The organism is Rhizobium sp. BK181, assembly GCF_014193305.1.
Taxonomy (GTDB): domain Bacteria; phylum Pseudomonadota; class Alphaproteobacteria; order Rhizobiales; family Rhizobiaceae; genus Rhizobium.
In genome coordinates this window covers 348117-361578 of the sequence record NZ_JACHZA010000004.1, presented here as the reverse complement: position 1 = coordinate 361578, position 13462 = coordinate 348117, and the positions used below count along the sequence as shown (strand labels likewise).

Annotated in this window: 15 protein-coding genes; 3 read left to right on the top strand and 12 right to left on the bottom strand. The window is 60.7% G+C overall.

What is annotated here, in order from left to right; all coding sequences use genetic code 11:
- Both FHT77_RS14140 and FHT77_RS14135 read left to right on the top strand, forming a co-directional pair.
- Positions 1 to 3291 (top strand): efflux RND transporter permease subunit, encoded by a 3291-nt coding sequence (locus FHT77_RS14140; protein WP_183755614.1) that lies wholly within the window; start codon positions 1 to 3, stop codon positions 3289 to 3291.
- A gap of 143 nt (positions 3292 to 3434) precedes the next feature.
- Positions 3435 to 4115: a Crp/Fnr family transcriptional regulator gene (locus FHT77_RS14135; RefSeq protein WP_183755613.1), complete on the top strand. Its 681-nt coding sequence runs from the start codon at positions 3435 to 3437 to the stop codon at positions 4113 to 4115.
- Positions 4116 to 4118: 3 nt separating this feature from the next.
- Here FHT77_RS14135 and ureG read toward each other — a convergent pair whose 3' ends face one another.
- The 11 genes from ureG to FHT77_RS14080 form a co-directional block, all read right to left on the bottom strand.
- A complete protein-coding gene (gene ureG / locus FHT77_RS14130) occupies positions 4119 to 4730 on the bottom strand; it encodes an urease accessory protein UreG (RefSeq protein WP_183755612.1) in 612 nt (203 codons plus the stop codon).
- Positions 4731 to 4827: 97 nt separating this feature from the next.
- Positions 4828 to 5499 carry an urease accessory protein UreF gene (locus FHT77_RS14125; RefSeq protein ID WP_183755611.1) on the bottom strand — a complete coding sequence of 224 codons (672 nt, stop codon included), beginning with the start codon at positions 5497 to 5499 and terminating at the stop codon, positions 4828 to 4830.
- Positions 5500 to 5506: 7 nt separating this feature from the next.
- Positions 5507 to 5977 carry an urease accessory protein UreE gene (ureE, locus tag FHT77_RS14120; RefSeq protein WP_183755610.1) on the bottom strand — a complete coding sequence of 157 codons (471 nt, stop codon included), beginning with the start codon at positions 5975 to 5977 and terminating at the stop codon, positions 5507 to 5509.
- Positions 5978 to 6072: 95 nt separating this feature from the next.
- On the bottom strand, positions 6073 to 6924 hold the full coding sequence (locus tag FHT77_RS14115) for a GGDEF domain-containing protein (RefSeq protein WP_183755609.1): 852 nt from the start codon (positions 6922 to 6924) through the stop codon (positions 6073 to 6075).
- A gap of 341 nt (positions 6925 to 7265) precedes the next feature.
- A complete protein-coding gene (ureC, locus tag FHT77_RS14110) occupies positions 7266 to 8975 on the bottom strand; it encodes an urease subunit alpha (protein ID WP_183755608.1) in 1710 nt (569 codons plus the stop codon).
- 3 nt (positions 8976 to 8978) lie between these two features.
- Positions 8979 to 9602, bottom strand: a complete 624-nt coding sequence (locus FHT77_RS14105; RefSeq protein ID WP_183755607.1) for a Urease operon accessory protein — start codon at positions 9600 to 9602, stop codon at positions 8979 to 8981.
- Between the two features lie 16 nt (positions 9603 to 9618).
- A complete protein-coding gene (locus FHT77_RS14100) occupies positions 9619 to 10023 on the bottom strand; it encodes a lysozyme inhibitor LprI family protein (protein ID WP_183755667.1) in 405 nt (134 codons plus the stop codon).
- A gap of 24 nt (positions 10024 to 10047) precedes the next feature.
- Positions 10048 to 10353 carry an urease subunit beta gene (locus FHT77_RS14095; protein ID WP_183755606.1) on the bottom strand — a complete coding sequence of 102 codons (306 nt, stop codon included), beginning with the start codon at positions 10351 to 10353 and terminating at the stop codon, positions 10048 to 10050.
- 10 nt (positions 10354 to 10363) lie between these two features.
- Positions 10364 to 10618 carry a DUF1272 domain-containing protein gene (locus FHT77_RS14090; protein ID WP_183755605.1) on the bottom strand — a complete coding sequence of 85 codons (255 nt, stop codon included), beginning with the start codon at positions 10616 to 10618 and terminating at the stop codon, positions 10364 to 10366.
- 7 nt (positions 10619 to 10625) lie between these two features.
- Positions 10626 to 10928, bottom strand: a complete 303-nt coding sequence (locus FHT77_RS14085; RefSeq protein ID WP_183755604.1) for an urease subunit gamma — start codon at positions 10926 to 10928, stop codon at positions 10626 to 10628.
- Positions 10929 to 10948: 20 nt separating this feature from the next.
- Positions 10949 to 11770, bottom strand: a complete 822-nt coding sequence (locus FHT77_RS14080; protein ID WP_183755603.1) for an urease accessory protein UreD — start codon at positions 11768 to 11770, stop codon at positions 10949 to 10951.
- Positions 11771 to 12110: 340 nt separating this feature from the next.
- On the opposite strand from FHT77_RS14080, the gene FHT77_RS31280 reads away from it, so the two are divergent.
- Complete coding sequence (locus FHT77_RS31280) at positions 12111 to 12371, top strand: GNAT family N-acetyltransferase (RefSeq protein ID WP_246719829.1); 261 nt, start codon at positions 12111 to 12113, stop codon at positions 12369 to 12371.
- A 71-nt stretch (positions 12372 to 12442) separates the two neighbouring features.
- On the opposite strand, the gene FHT77_RS14070 is transcribed toward FHT77_RS31280, so the two are convergent.
- A complete protein-coding gene (locus tag FHT77_RS14070; RefSeq protein WP_183755602.1) occupies positions 12443 to 13414 on the bottom strand; it encodes a 2-hydroxyacid dehydrogenase in 972 nt (323 codons plus the stop codon).
- Positions 13415 to 13462 lie beyond the last annotated feature (48 nt).

The window sequence follows — 13462 nt, the reverse complement described above, 5'->3', positions numbered from 1 at the left end:
ATGAACTTTTCAGCCTGGTCTATCCGAAATCCAGTTGCCTCGCTTCTGGCGTTTGCACTTTTGCTTTTCGTCGGCATCCAGTCTTTCAACAAGCTGCCGATCACGCGTTTCCCGAATATCGACGTCCCTCTCGTTTCCATCGTCGTGACACAGAGCGGCGCTTCCCCTGCCGAGCTCGAGATGCAGGTGACGAAGGAGATTGAGGACGCCGTTGCCAGCATAACCGGCATCGACGAAATCCAGTCGACGGTGACCGACGGCCAGTCGCAGACCGTCGTCATGTTCCGCATGGAAATCCCGACCGAGCAGGCCGTCCAGGACACCAAGGACGCCATCGACCGCATCCGCAGCGACCTTCCGGCTAATGTGGAAGAACCGATCGTCTCGAAGATCGATGTTGAAGGTCAGGCGATCCAGACGTTTGCAGTCTCCTCGCCCGACATGACGCTCGAGGAGCTCTCGTGGTTCGTTGATGACACGGTCAAGCGTGCCCTGCAGGGGCAGGCCGGCATCGGCCGTGTCGACCGCTACGGCGGTGCGGACAGGGAAGTACGCGTCGAGCTCAACCCCGACAAGCTGAACGCCCACGGCATTACCGCGGCCAGCGTGAACCAGCAGCTGCGCGGCACCAACGTCGACCTCGGCTCCGGCCGCGGCCAGGTGGCGGGCAGCGAGCAGGCAATCCGCGTGCTCGGCGACGCCCGCAATGTCGCCGAACTTGCCAACACGACGATTGCGCTGCCGAACGGCCGCTTCGTCAAGGTTTCCGATCTCGGCGTCATCAAGGATACCTACCAGGAGCCGAAATCCTTCTCGCGGTTCGATGATACGCCGGTCGTGACCTTTGGCGTGTTCCGCTCGAAGGGCGCCAGCGAAGTCAGCGTCGCCGAAACCGTGGCCAAGAGCCTCGAGAAGGTCCGTGCGGAAAATCCGAACGTCGGCATCGAGTTGATCAGCGACTCCGTCTACTTCACCTACGGCAACTACGAAGCCGCGATCGACACCTTGATCGAAGGGGCGCTGCTCGCGATCATCGTGGTGTTCCTCTTCCTTCGGAACTGGCGCGCGACGCTCATTTCGGCCATCGCGCTGCCACTGTCGGCGATCCCGACGTTCTGGATCATGGACCTGATGGGCTTTTCGCTGAATCTCGTCAGCTTCCTGGCCCTGACGCTCGCGACTGGTATTCTCGTCGATGACGCGATCGTCGAGATCGAAAACATTGCCCGTCACATCAAGATGGGTAAGACGCCCTACCGTGCGGCAATCGAAGCGGCGGACGAAATCGGCCTCGCCGTCATCGCGACGACCTTCACGATCATTGCCGTTTTCGTACCGGTGTCGTTCATGCCCGGCATCCCTGGCCAGTACTTCATCCAGTTCGGCCTGACGGTTGCCTTCTCCGTCTTCTTCTCGCTGATGGTGGCGCGTCTCATAACCCCGATGATGGCCGCCTATCTGATGCGGGCAGAGGACGGGATGGAAGACCATCACGACAATGACGGTGCGTTCTTCCGCGGCTACACGCGCCTGGTGCGCGCCACGACCCGCCGCTGGTGGACCCGCTATTTGACACTGATTGCGGCGATCGCCTTCCTGATCGGCTCCGTCATGCTGCTTGCCCAGGTGCCCGGCAGTTTCCTGCCGCCGGAAGATGCATCGCGTATCGTGCTGTCCGTAGAGCTGCCGCCGAACGCAACGCTCGATGACACGGAAGCGACGACCAACGCGATCTACAAGGACGTGAAGGATATCGATGGCGTCGAAAGCGTCTTCGTGCTCGGCGGCGCGTCGCCGAAGGGCGACCTCGAATTACGCCGTGCCACGGTAACACTCACGCTTCACAAGCTTGATCAGAGGCTCTTGAAGAAGCTGGATGACTTGGTCGTTAAAATCCCAATCATAGGATCCTATCTGCCCAAGGTGGAACCGAAGGGACGAGTTCGTCCGCAGTGGGATATTGAAAAGGAAGTTTTCGCCAAGCTCCACCATCTGCCTGACGTGCGGATCCTGAAGCTCAACGATCGCGGCGAGCGTGACCTTTCGTTCAACTTCCTCTCCAAGAACGAGAAGGATCTCAACGACACCGTCGGCGTTCTGGAAGCGAAGCTGCGCGCCGATCCGCTGCTGGCCAACGTCAGTGCCGAAGGCGCCCTGCCCCGTCCGGAGTTGCAGGTTCGCCCACGCAAGGATCAGGCGGCTCGCCTCGGCATCACGCCGCAGCAGATCTCCGAGACGATCCGCGTCGCCACCATTGGTGATATCGATGCGGCCCTCGCCAAGATCAACCTGGACGACCGGCAGATCCCGATCCGCGTACAGGCATCGCTCGACATGCGTCGCGACCTCGCGGCCCTTCGCGCCATGAAGATCCAGACGGCAAGCGGCGGGACCGTGCCGCTCTCGACCGTCGCCGATATCGACTATTCGGAAGGTGTCAGCTCGATCAAGCGCAACAACCGCTACCGTGTCGTGTCGATCGGCTCCGACCTGCCGCAGGGCGTGGCTCTCGATACCGCATCGGCGCGGTTCCGGCAGATCGTCAATGAAGCCAAAATGCCTCCGACGGTCCAGTTGGCCGAAAGTGGTGACACCAAGGTGCAGACCGAAATGCAGCAAAGCTTCGTCAACGCCATGTTGATGGGCCTAATGCTGGTGCTGACGGTGCTGATCCTCCTTTTCAAGGACGTCATCCAGCCTTTCACCATCCTGTTCTCGCTGCCGCTAGCGATTGGCGGTGTGGCGGTCGGCCTGCTGGTTACCCAGAACCCGCTCTCGATGCCGGTTATGATCGGCATTCTGATGCTTATGGGCATCGTCACGAAGAATGCGATCCTGCTCGTCGACTTCGCCATCGAGATGCGTCATCGCGGCATGGAGCGCGTGGAAGCCATGGTCGAGGCAGGACGCAAGCGCGCCCGCCCGATCATCATGACCTCCATCGCGATGTCGGCTGGCATGCTCCCCTCGGCACTCGGCGTCGGCGAAGGCGGTTCGTTCCGCGCACCGATGGCAATCGCGGTGATCGGCGGCATTATCGTGTCGACCGTCCTTTCGCTGGTCGTCGTGCCTTCCTTCTTCCTCATCATGGACGATCTCTCCCGCCTGCTCGGCTGGATGTTCGGCCGCCTGGTCGGCAGGAAGGACAAGGAAGATTTGGCGTTGTCCCGCGAGGAACTCACGCAGGCTGTGGGCGCTCTGGAAGGCCGAGTATCGGCAATCGAGAAGCCCGAAGGAAAGCGCGCCAAATCAGGCAATGTTGTTCGCCTGCCGCCTTTCGCGGCCGAATAGACACTGAACCCAAGAGCCGGGGCAACACCCCGGCTTTTTTATTGATTCGCATTTGATCAGGATCAAGTTCTGAACCGCGTCTCCCGGTTACCCTTACCAATGTCAGGTAGGGGCGGCACCCGCCGCGCCACAGGGAGAAACAGATGACCAGAGCTTTGAAACTGAGCAACGCGCAACAGGCGATGCTTGGTGATGCGTTAATCGCGTCCAGCCTTGACCGGCAAGAGCGGGACGCTCTGCTGTCCTGCGCGGTGGCGGTACGCTACGAGCCTCAGGATGTTCTTTTCCGCGAAGGCGGCAACGCGCGCTACTTCTACTGCGTGCTGAGTGGCTATGTTCGCCTCTATCGGGGTTCAGAAGACCGCGAAGCGGATATCAGGATCTGCGAGCCGGGCGACAGCTTCGGAGAATGCCTAGTGCTCGTCGGCGACCGGTACAATTATAGCGCCCAGGCAATGGAACACGCGATCCTCGCCCGCTTCGATCTTGTCCAGGTCAGAAGGCTGCTCGATGAACAGCCTCGGGTGGGGAGAGCAATCGCACGATCCCTGTCGCAGCATTTGTTGTCAACCATGGACTGCTTGGCGCGAGATCGCATGCAGACTAGTCAACAACGTGTTGCGCATTATCTCCTCACCCACTGCACCAACGAAGGTGCGCGGGCGTCGTTGCGGCTGCCGTTCCAGAAAAGCCTGCTGGCACGAAAACTTGGTCTGGCCCCGGAGGCGCTGTCACGTGCGTTCTCCGCCTTGCGGACATCGGGCGTGACTGTCAGCGGCCGTGCCATCGCAATCGAGGATGTCAGCGCGCTCCGGCAGGTCTGATCGCTACAGACCGCCATGTTCCTTCAGGAAGCTGACGATGGAACTGACACCGTCACCACGCTTCATGTCGGAGAAAACAAAAGGTCGTGCCTGGCGCATCCGTGTCGCGTCGCGGTCCATGACCACAAGGTCAGCCCCGACGTAGGGAGCCAGATCCTTCTTGTTGATGACAAGAAGGTCGGACTTGGTGATGCCGGGGCCACCCTTACGAGGGATTTCCTCGCCCTGGCAAACCGAGATGACGTAGATGGTTATATCCGCCAGATCGGGAGAGAAGGTGGCGGCCAGATTGTCACCACCCGACTCGATGAACACGACATCGAGATCGGGAATCCGCTCGTTGAGGCCGGCGATCGCCTGCAGATTGATCGTCGCGTCCTCACGGATTGCCGTATGCGGGCAGCCGCCGGTCTCCACGCCAACGATCCGATCCGACGGCAAGGCCTGCATGCGCATGAGCGCCTCGGCATCCTCGGTGGTGTAAATGTCGTTCGTGACGACAGCGACCGAGTATTGGTCGCGCATAGCTTTGCACAGCTTTTCGGTGAGCGCCGTCTTGCCGGAGCCGACCGGGCCACCGATCCCCACACGAAGGGGTCCGTTTCCTGATTTCATGCTTTGAAAACTCCAATAACGACCGATGATAGCGTGCCGCTCGAAAGGCGACCACCGGCAAATGACTGAGGTCGCAGCGGCTGGTGGCCCTGATAAGTCACGATCGAAAGAGACGCGTCGACTGCGTTTCATGGCGAAGCGACATGATGTCCGCCTGGATGGTGGCCGATCCGAGATCGCTGAGCGTTGAAGCGGCTGCCCGCTTCGCGATTGAGGCTATGTCGCCTTCCAACCGCGACAGAATGGCAACGCCATCCCGTTGCCCAGCCACTCCGAGGCGGATGCCTGAAGAAACTGCCTGCGAGAGATAGGCGTGGAGAAAGGCCGCAATCGCCTTCTCCAACGCCACTCCATGGGCACCCGCCACGGCGCCGATCGCAACCGGGTACGCCACGTGTCGCGGCAGTCGATCGAAGACCTCGTCCGGCCACGCGCTGGCGGCGGACAAGAACGCATCGCCGAGTAGCATCGTCTCCTGATGGCGCTCGCGCGAGCCGGCGAGCGCTTCGGCGAGTTCCGCCAGTTCGCCAAGTCTTTCCGGTTGCCCGTGACAACGGTGGCTCTCCGCGAGGAGAACGGCGTCGTTCCAGACAGGCCCGCGTTCGATCAGGTTCGACGCCCATGCTGCAAGCGAATGGGCATCGGTGACCAACCCATCATGGATAGCGCGCTCCAAGCCAGACGAATACGCGAAGGATCCGACAGGGAAAGCTGGCGAAAGCCAGGCCATGAGCCGCAGCAGAGCCTGCAGATCGGCATCATCCGTCATGTCCTACTCAGCCGTGCGAGTGATGGTGATTGGCATGATCATGCCCATGCGAATGGTAGGCGCCGCGGGCGGGCTGGAACGGCTCGCTCACTTCCCGCACCATCGCTCCCAGCCCTTCGAGCATGGAGCGGATCACATGGTCCCGCAGGATGAGGATGCGGTCCTCCTCGATCTGCGCGCCGAGATGGCGATTGCCGAGGTGCCATGCGAGCTCGATCAAGTGCAGGCGATCCCTGCCCTTCACCTCGAAAAGTTTCTCGTCAGCGGCTACGATCTCGATGAGCTCGCCGTCCTCGAGAACCAGCATATCGCCGCTGGCAAAAAGTACCGGCTCCTTGAGGTCGAGCATGACCATCTCGCCATTTTCGAGATGGAGCAGCTTCCGCCGCAAATGCCTCAAGTCGTGCGGCAAAACCACTTTTCCGATTGGGTTGGAAGAAGGCGTGCCGGCTGGCAGGTAGGAAGTAACGCGTTGCATGACATGTCCAATTCGCTTGAGATTGCGAGCATGCAAAATTGCCTTGTGCGATGCAAGAAGGAATGAGCTTCCACGGAAACGCCGCCCAAATCTCTTCAGGCTAGCCGCGCCTCATCACAATCCACGTTGCTCATGCGCGCACCCAAAGTTTCGCCTGGAAGACGCCTACCCCAACCCGGATACAAGCCCTCGTTCTCATGAACGACACGATTTCGACCGAGCGCCTTTGCCAAGTAGAGTGCTTTGTCTGCCGCCGAATAGGCTCCTTCCTTGCTTCGCTCTGGCTTGAGCTCCGCAATGCCGGCCGACACCGTTAGCGCAACCACGCAATCGTCGGCCGCAACAGGGCACGCCGCCAGGCTTGCGCAGACGGATCGCACGCGCTCGATCCGCTGCTCCTCAGAGCCCCCGACAACGATCGCGCCAAACTCCTCCCCACCTAACCTTGCCACGGCGGAGTGTCCGTCGAAGGCAGTGGCGAGAATGGCGGATACAGCGACGATCACGGCGTCGCCACAAGCGTGGCCAAAGCGATCATTGATGGCCTTGAACCGGTCCACGTCGAAGATTACGAGGCAAGCATTTCCATCAACCTGCTCCAGTGCCTCGGTAAAGGCACGCCGGTTGAGAAGCCCTGACAGCACGTCCGTGCGGCTCAGTTGCTCGAACTCCGCTCGAGAGACGCTGAGTTGATGCATCGCGTGACCCGCCACCAGCGACAGCACACTCGACACGGCACCGCCGATGAGCCAAGACAGCAGGACGCCATAGACAACGCCATGAGCGAATGGGACGGGCAACATTCCCATCCAGTCGAGCGGCGGCAATATCAGCACAATCACCACCGACGACAGGGTCACCGCGAGGAAGCTCATCTTGAGAGCGAACAGGTAAATTGTGTGGCGATCCCGAAAATCGCCAAGCTCCGCCTGGAGTGAAATTCTCATGCGAATCGACCTTCTTGCCCACCGCCAGGCACATTGCTTAGAGGCGAACTGCTGCCGAGTTCTTAAGTGAATCGTTAAGATTTGAGCGAATTTGGTGAATTGATCGCCGCTTGAAAGTCGCCCGAAAACGAGACGTCTTCAGAGGTGAATCAACCCAACAGCCAAAGCGACCAAGCCGTTGTTTTTCTGATATTTTCCAGAGAAGACAAACAAGAATGTCCTAATACGGACAGACCGCCTCAAGGTGGAACATACAAAAGCAGAAAACAACTTTTGGGAGATTCAACCTTAACGCATGGCTTTGACAGCAGCCGGCAGACGTACCGGCTGCACATGATCGACTAGAACAGGAAATAACGCTGCGCCATCGGCAACACTGTCGCTGGCTCGCAGGTCAGCAATTCGCCGTCAGCGCGCACCTCGTAGGTCTCCGGGTCGACTTCAATGTGCGGCGTCAGGCTGTTATGGATCATCGATGCCTTGGAGATGCCCCCGCGAGTGTTCTTCACCGCAACGAGATTTTTAGCGACACCCAGACGGCTCTTCAGACCGGCCTCGAGCGACGCTTGCGAAACGAAAGTAACGGACGAATTCGTCCGCAACTTGCCGTGGGCGGCAAACATCGGCCGATAGTGCATCGGCTGCGGTGTCGGGATCGAAGCGTTCGGATCGCCCATCGGAGCCGCCGCAATCGAACCGCCGAGCAATACCATCTCCGGCTTGACACCGAAGAAGGCCGGATTCCACAGAACCAGATCGGCGCGCTTGCCTACTTCCACCGAACCGATCTCGTGGCTGAGACCCTGGGCGATCGCCGGGTTGATCGTGTACTTCGCGATGTAGCGGCGGACGCGGAAATTGTCGTTCTCTCCGGTCTCCTCCTTGAGGCGGCCGCGCTGACGCTTCATCTTGTCGGCCGTCTGCCAGGTGCGGATCGCGACCTCGCCGACGCGACCCATGGCCTGGCTGTCGGACGAGATGATCGAGAAGGCGCCGATATCGTGGAGGATATCTTCTGCCGCAATCGTCTCCTTGCGGATGCGGCTTTCGGCAAACGCGATATCTTCGGGGATTGACGGCGACAAGTGATGGCAAACCATCAGCATGTCGAGATGCTCGGCGACAGTGTTGACGGTATAGGGCCGCGTCGGGTTGGTCGACGAAGGAATGACGTTCGACTGGCCGCAGATCTTGATGATGTCAGGCGCATGTCCGCCGCCGGCACCCTCCGTGTGGAAAGCGTGGATCGTGCGGCCCTCGAGGGCGCCGATCGTGTCCTCGACGAAGCCGCTCTCGTTCAGCGTGTCGGTGTGGATCATCACCTGGATGTCATAGTCATCGGCGACAGAAAGGCAGCAGTCGATCGCCGCCGGTGTCGTGCCCCAATCCTCGTGCAGCTTCAGCGACGACGCGCCGGCCAAGACCATTTCCTCGAGCGCCGCCGGTAGCGAGGCATTGCCCTTGCCGGCAAGTGCAAGGTTCATCGGAAAGCCGTCAAAGCTTTCGATCATCCGCTCGATATGCCAGGCGCCGGTGCAGGTGGTGGCGAGCGTGCCATGGGCCGGACCCGTGCCTCCGCCCAGCATGCAGGTGACGCCGGACATAAGCGCTTCCTCGATCTGCTGCGGGCAGATGTAGTGGATATGCGCATCCATGCCGCCGGCAGTGATGATTTTGCCCTCGCCCGCAATCGCCTCGGTTGATGGGCCGACGATGATATTGACCCCCGGCTGCGTATCAGGATTGCCAGCCTTGCCAATCGCCTCGATGCGGCCGTTCTTGAGCCCGATATCGGCTTTAACGATACCCGTGTGGTCGATGATCACGACATTGGTGATGACGGTGTCGACGGCACCCTGAGCCCGCGTCGCCTGGCTTTGGCCCATGCCGTCGCGGATCACCTTGCCGCCGCCGAACTTCACCTCTTCGCCATAGGTGGTGAAGTCCTTCTCGATCTCGATGAAGAGCTCCGTGTCGGCCAGGCGCACCTTGTCGCCGGTGGTCGGGCCGAACATGCCGGCATAGGCAGCGCGGGAAATCTTGTAGGGCATATGTCAGGCTCCTTGGGAGGAAGAAATGGCTGCGCTCGCCGGCAGCCGCGTAACGCGGCCAGCGGCGACATAACTATCAACAAGCTGCCGCTCGGCAGCGAAGGGATGCCATTCCCAACCCACGTGGCCGAAGCCCGCGAGATCGATGGCCGCCTCGGGAAACCTGCTCATCACCTCGGCGATCACGATCATGCCACTGCTCGGCACAATGTAGGGCGCTGGGTGAAGGGCCGCGAGCGCCGTGTCGACGGCTTCATGAATCATTTTGTCAACGACCACATGCTCTTTGCCAACGTCCGCGCAGAACGCGTTGAATTGACTCGTATAGTCGTCACAGAAGTCATCTAGCTCGGGGTGCGTCACTGCCAGCGGCGCCCGCATTTCCGCAAACTTCCGCGGATCGCGCACGCTCCAGATCGCCGCAGCTTCCCGCACAGCGGGATGCTGCCGCCACGCCTCGGAGGCAAGCATAGCCTTACCGGGCCGCCCGGTATTGCAGACGGCGACGACGTCGGTTCGCCCCGGGCTCGCTTCGTAGGAGCGGCATTCGTTGAATCGGATTACGAATGCGGCATCTGCTACCGCAGCGGCGGCCTGCGCTCCGATCTCTCCGTTGCCGACGACCATGATCCTGCCAACCATGTCAGTTGCCCATCGTCTCTGCGAGTTCTTTGAGCTGCTTGGTGCGAGCGTCGGTCAACTCGGCAATGCAGCCTGCGACGAGCATTGGTTCCATCGTGCCGCCGCGGGCCTGGAAGCCAGCCGCCTCACACTCCGCATCGCGGAAATCCACCCATGCGCGCTGCGCCTTCACCAACGCCTTTTCGGCGCCGCGCATATCGGCATCAAGATCCTTGTCGAGTGCCGCGAGGGCGGCGCGGGTGATCTTGTATTGTGCATTCAGCGCCTTGTCGGCAGTTTCCTGACGCGCCTGTTCACAAGCCGTCATGTCGGCCTGTGTAACTGGATTTTTGCAATCCAGATCTTCGGCGTTGGCGCCGAAGGCGATGAACATCGCGACGCCGACCGCCAGAAGATGCAAGCTCACCCGCATCGTTTCCTCCCTGGTCATTTAGAGCTTGCCCATGACGAGTTGGCGGAAGCCGTAGACTTCGCGTTTACCGGAAAGTGGGATGAGCGTTACCGAACGCGTCTGGCCGGGCTCGAAACGGACGGCCGTCCCGGCCGGGATATCGAGCCGCATACCGCGCGCCGTCTCCCGATCGAAGGCGAGGCCAGCATTCGTTTCCGCGAAATGATAGTGGCTGCCGACCTGCACCGGCCGATCGCCGGTGTTCGAGACATCGAGCGTTACCGTCGGCGCGCCGACGTTCAGCTCGATATCGCCGCTCGCGGCGATGATCTCTCCTGGAATCATGATCTTCTCCTCACACGGCCTTGATGGGCGCGCAGCCCTCGGCCTTCAGAACGCGCTTTGTCGACGCGGGGTATTTGGTAAGCTTGGCAGCCGGACGCACCGGCCGGCGTACGAGTTCGCCGCCGCAATTCGGGCAGACTCCGCCGAGGACGTCCGCGACACAATTGGCGCAGAATGTGCACTCGAATGTGCAGATCATCGCCTCGGAACTGTCAGGCGGCAGGTCCTTGTCGCAGCATTCACAATTGGGGCGCAGCTCCAGCATCATGACCTCAGCGGATCGGTTCGTGGACGGTCACAAGCTTGGTGCCGTCGGGAAAGGTTGCCTCGACCTGGACGTCATGGATCATCTCCGCGATACCATCCATGACCTGGTGACGGCCGATGACATGGGCGCCGGCTTCCATCAGTTCGGCGACCGGACGACCGTCCCGCGCGCCCTCGATCACGAAATCGGTAATCAGCGCGATCGCTTCGGGATGGTTAAGCTTGACGCCCCGCTCCAGCCGCCGCCGCGCTACCATCGCCGCCATGGAAATCAACAGCTTGTCTTTTTCTCTCGGTGTGAGGTTCATCGTGCATCCATCTGCTTGAACTAGAGATTCCAGACTTTCGGTACCGGCGCTCCGTTGCGCAAGGTCGAAATGATCGGGATCAGGATTTTTCTCAGGGCGAAACCATCGGGCGCCGAAAGGCGCACGACGAGCTTGCCGGCCCAGCTACTGGCACCGCCCATATGGCCTTCGAGCAACGGCCGGACTGCGCCAAGGTAGGCTTCGGCCCGCGGCCCGACATACAGCACCGTTGCAAACGCGACCTTGCCTGACAGCACGGCATCGGCACCGGCAAACATTGCAACATTTCCCTGCAGCGCCAGCTCCTCGGCGTGGCAGAGCCGACCTGCTTTGCGAATACGCCAGCGATCCCGGAAGAGCCCCGTCTCGACAGCCTCCCCCATCGCCTTGCGGCCAAGCAGGATGGCCTCGACGGCCAGGAATTCGGAATCGTCATCAAGATCGACGTTTAGTCTTCGAAACAGTGATGAGCGGTCAAAAAGAATGGTTTCCTGCGGCAGCCAATCCACCCTGGCGTTTGCGCCGACGGCAATACTAGTGTTGACCTCGGCCGTTCCCTCTGACGCCTTATAGATCTTCTCGCAGGCCTGTGTGGTGACATCGATCCGGGTGCCGGGGCCAGCCGCGACGCTCCAATTCATCCGGTCGCCACCGGTCAGGCCGCCCGCGGTATTGATGATGACGGCTTCCATCGAGGAATCGAACGTATTGGGAAGGCGGATCTTGGCCGCTCCCTCCTGATACAACTCTTGCAGGCGGGTCCGCCCGTCGAGCGTCTTCGCAGCCAGATGTCCGCGCCCCTCGGCCCTTTGCGGCCTTGTGGCCGCAGCAACGTTCATCATTCCATCCCCTTCGAGGCGTCGCCGGCTTGTCCCGATGTTTCTCCTGGCGCCGGCCAGCGATTGACGGCAAGCAATTCCCGTGCCGTGCCAAGTTGCAGTGCGATCTGGCGCTATGACGCCGGCACCTCTCCTCAACTGCCGACAAAAGCGGCATGTGCGCAATGGACCGGCATCCGAAGCCGTAAGATGAGATCTCCGATCGGTCACGCGAGACCTAATGATAAAGATTTGGAGGACGCTGCATTGATCCGCAGGGCGACAAAGCAGTGCATCGCCCTGATTGTCGAAATCTGCGCCGGCGTTTCCGAGAACGCCCTGTCCGATCCGTCCAAGGTTACGCTTGAGGACATGGTTCATCGTCAATCCCGGCATCTTTGTCTGGGAGGATGAAAGCGGTATTTGCGGCTTCTCAGCCGCGGACACACGCAACGGCTCCATCTGGGCACTGTTCGTGGATGAGCGGCACTGCAACCGTGGCATCGGACGCGCCCTGCTCGAGCGGGCCTGCACAACAGTGAAATCGGCCGGCTTCGACAGCATCTGGCTGCCGACGGATCCCGCAACGCCGCGCGCCTTTACCATCGCGCCGGGTGGCGCTTGATCGGCAACCGAGAGGGCGAATTGCACTTTGAACGAAGTCTTTAACCCTGAACCATCAGTCGGACCAAGACGCTAGGCAACGCGATCCGGCGGCTCTTTGCCTTCGAAGAAGGCGGTGATGTTCTCCACAACCTTCATTCCCATGGCAGTGCGGGTTTCCTCCGTTGCGCTTCCGAGATGTGGCAGCAGGACGACATTCTCCATGGCTCTCAGCGCCTCCGATACATGCGGCTCGGCTGCATAGACGTCGAGCCCGGCGCCGCGGATGACACCGTCCTTTAAGGCCGCGATCAACGCCGCTTCATCGACGACATCGCCGCGAGCCGTGTTGATGAGGAACGCGCCGGGCTTCATCGAGGCTAACCGGGCAGCATTCATCAGATGTCTGTTCTCCTCGCCGCCAGGGCAGTGCAAGGAAACGAAATCGGAGAGCGCCAATACATCCTCAACTGTCGGCAGTTGTCTTGCGCCGTAGCGCGCCGCTTCCGTCGGATCGACAGGCGACCGATTGAAGAAGACGACATCCATTCCGAAGCCGAAGTGGCAACGCTGCGCGAACGCCTTGCCGATGCGCCCGAAACCGATGATACCGACTGTCTTACCGGTGACCTTCGTCCCGATCATATGCGTCGGGCACCAGCCCTGCCACTCGCCAGCCCGGATCTGGCGCTCGCCTTCGCCACCCCTGCGAGCGACGGTGAGCAGCAGGAGCATGGCGATATCGGCCGTGCAGTCGGTCAGCACCCCGGGCGTGTTCGTCACCACGATCCCTCGCGCCTTCGCTGCACCTATGTCGATGTGATTGTAGCCTACCCCGAAATTCCCCAGGATGCGGGCACGCTGCGTCACACTATCAAAGACGGCAGCCGGCAGCCGGTCGGAGACCGTCGGCAGGACGGCGTCGTACGCGTCAAGCGCATCGCTCAGTGCCTCCCCACTCATGGCGATATCATCCGCATTCAGCGTCGTGTGAAAACGGTCCGAGAGGATCTTTTCTACCGCTGCAGGCCAGCGACGCGTGACGAGAATGCGTGGTTTGGACATGAGAACCGTTCCGATTGCCGTGATTGACTTCCTACCCAGTAGCGCAAA

Coding starts and splice junctions, on each gene's coding strand:
- FHT77_RS14140 (WP_183755614.1), top strand. CDS start 1: ATGAACTTTTCAGCCTGGTCTATCCGAAATCCAGTTGCCTCGCTTCTG.
- FHT77_RS14135 (WP_183755613.1), top strand. CDS start 3,435: ATGACCAGAGCTTTGAAACTGAGCAACGCGCAACAGGCGATGCTTGGT.
- ureG (WP_183755612.1), bottom strand. CDS start 4,730: ATGAAATCAGGAAACGGACCCCTTCGTGTGGGGATCGGTGGCCCGGTC.
- FHT77_RS14125 (WP_183755611.1), bottom strand. CDS start 5,499: ATGACGGATGATGCCGATCTGCAGGCTCTGCTGCGGCTCATGGCCTGG.
- ureE (WP_183755610.1), bottom strand. CDS start 5,977: ATGCAACGCGTTACTTCCTACCTGCCAGCCGGCACGCCTTCTTCCAAC.
- FHT77_RS14115 (WP_183755609.1), bottom strand. CDS start 6,924: ATGAGAATTTCACTCCAGGCGGAGCTTGGCGATTTTCGGGATCGCCAC.
- ureC (WP_183755608.1), bottom strand. CDS start 8,975: ATGCCCTACAAGATTTCCCGCGCTGCCTATGCCGGCATGTTCGGCCCG.
- FHT77_RS14105 (WP_183755607.1), bottom strand. CDS start 9,602: ATGGTCGTCGGCAACGGAGAGATCGGAGCGCAGGCCGCCGCTGCGGTA.
- FHT77_RS14095 (WP_183755606.1), bottom strand. CDS start 10,353: ATGATTCCAGGAGAGATCATCGCCGCGAGCGGCGATATCGAGCTGAAC.
- FHT77_RS14090 (WP_183755605.1), bottom strand. CDS start 10,618: ATGCTGGAGCTGCGCCCCAATTGTGAATGCTGCGACAAGGACCTGCCG.
- FHT77_RS14085 (WP_183755604.1), bottom strand. CDS start 10,928: ATGAACCTCACACCGAGAGAAAAAGACAAGCTGTTGATTTCCATGGCG.
- FHT77_RS14080 (WP_183755603.1), bottom strand. CDS start 11,770: ATGATGAACGTTGCTGCGGCCACAAGGCCGCAAAGGGCCGAGGGGCGC.
- FHT77_RS14070 (WP_183755602.1), bottom strand. CDS start 13,414: ATGTCCAAACCACGCATTCTCGTCACGCGTCGCTGGCCTGCAGCGGTA.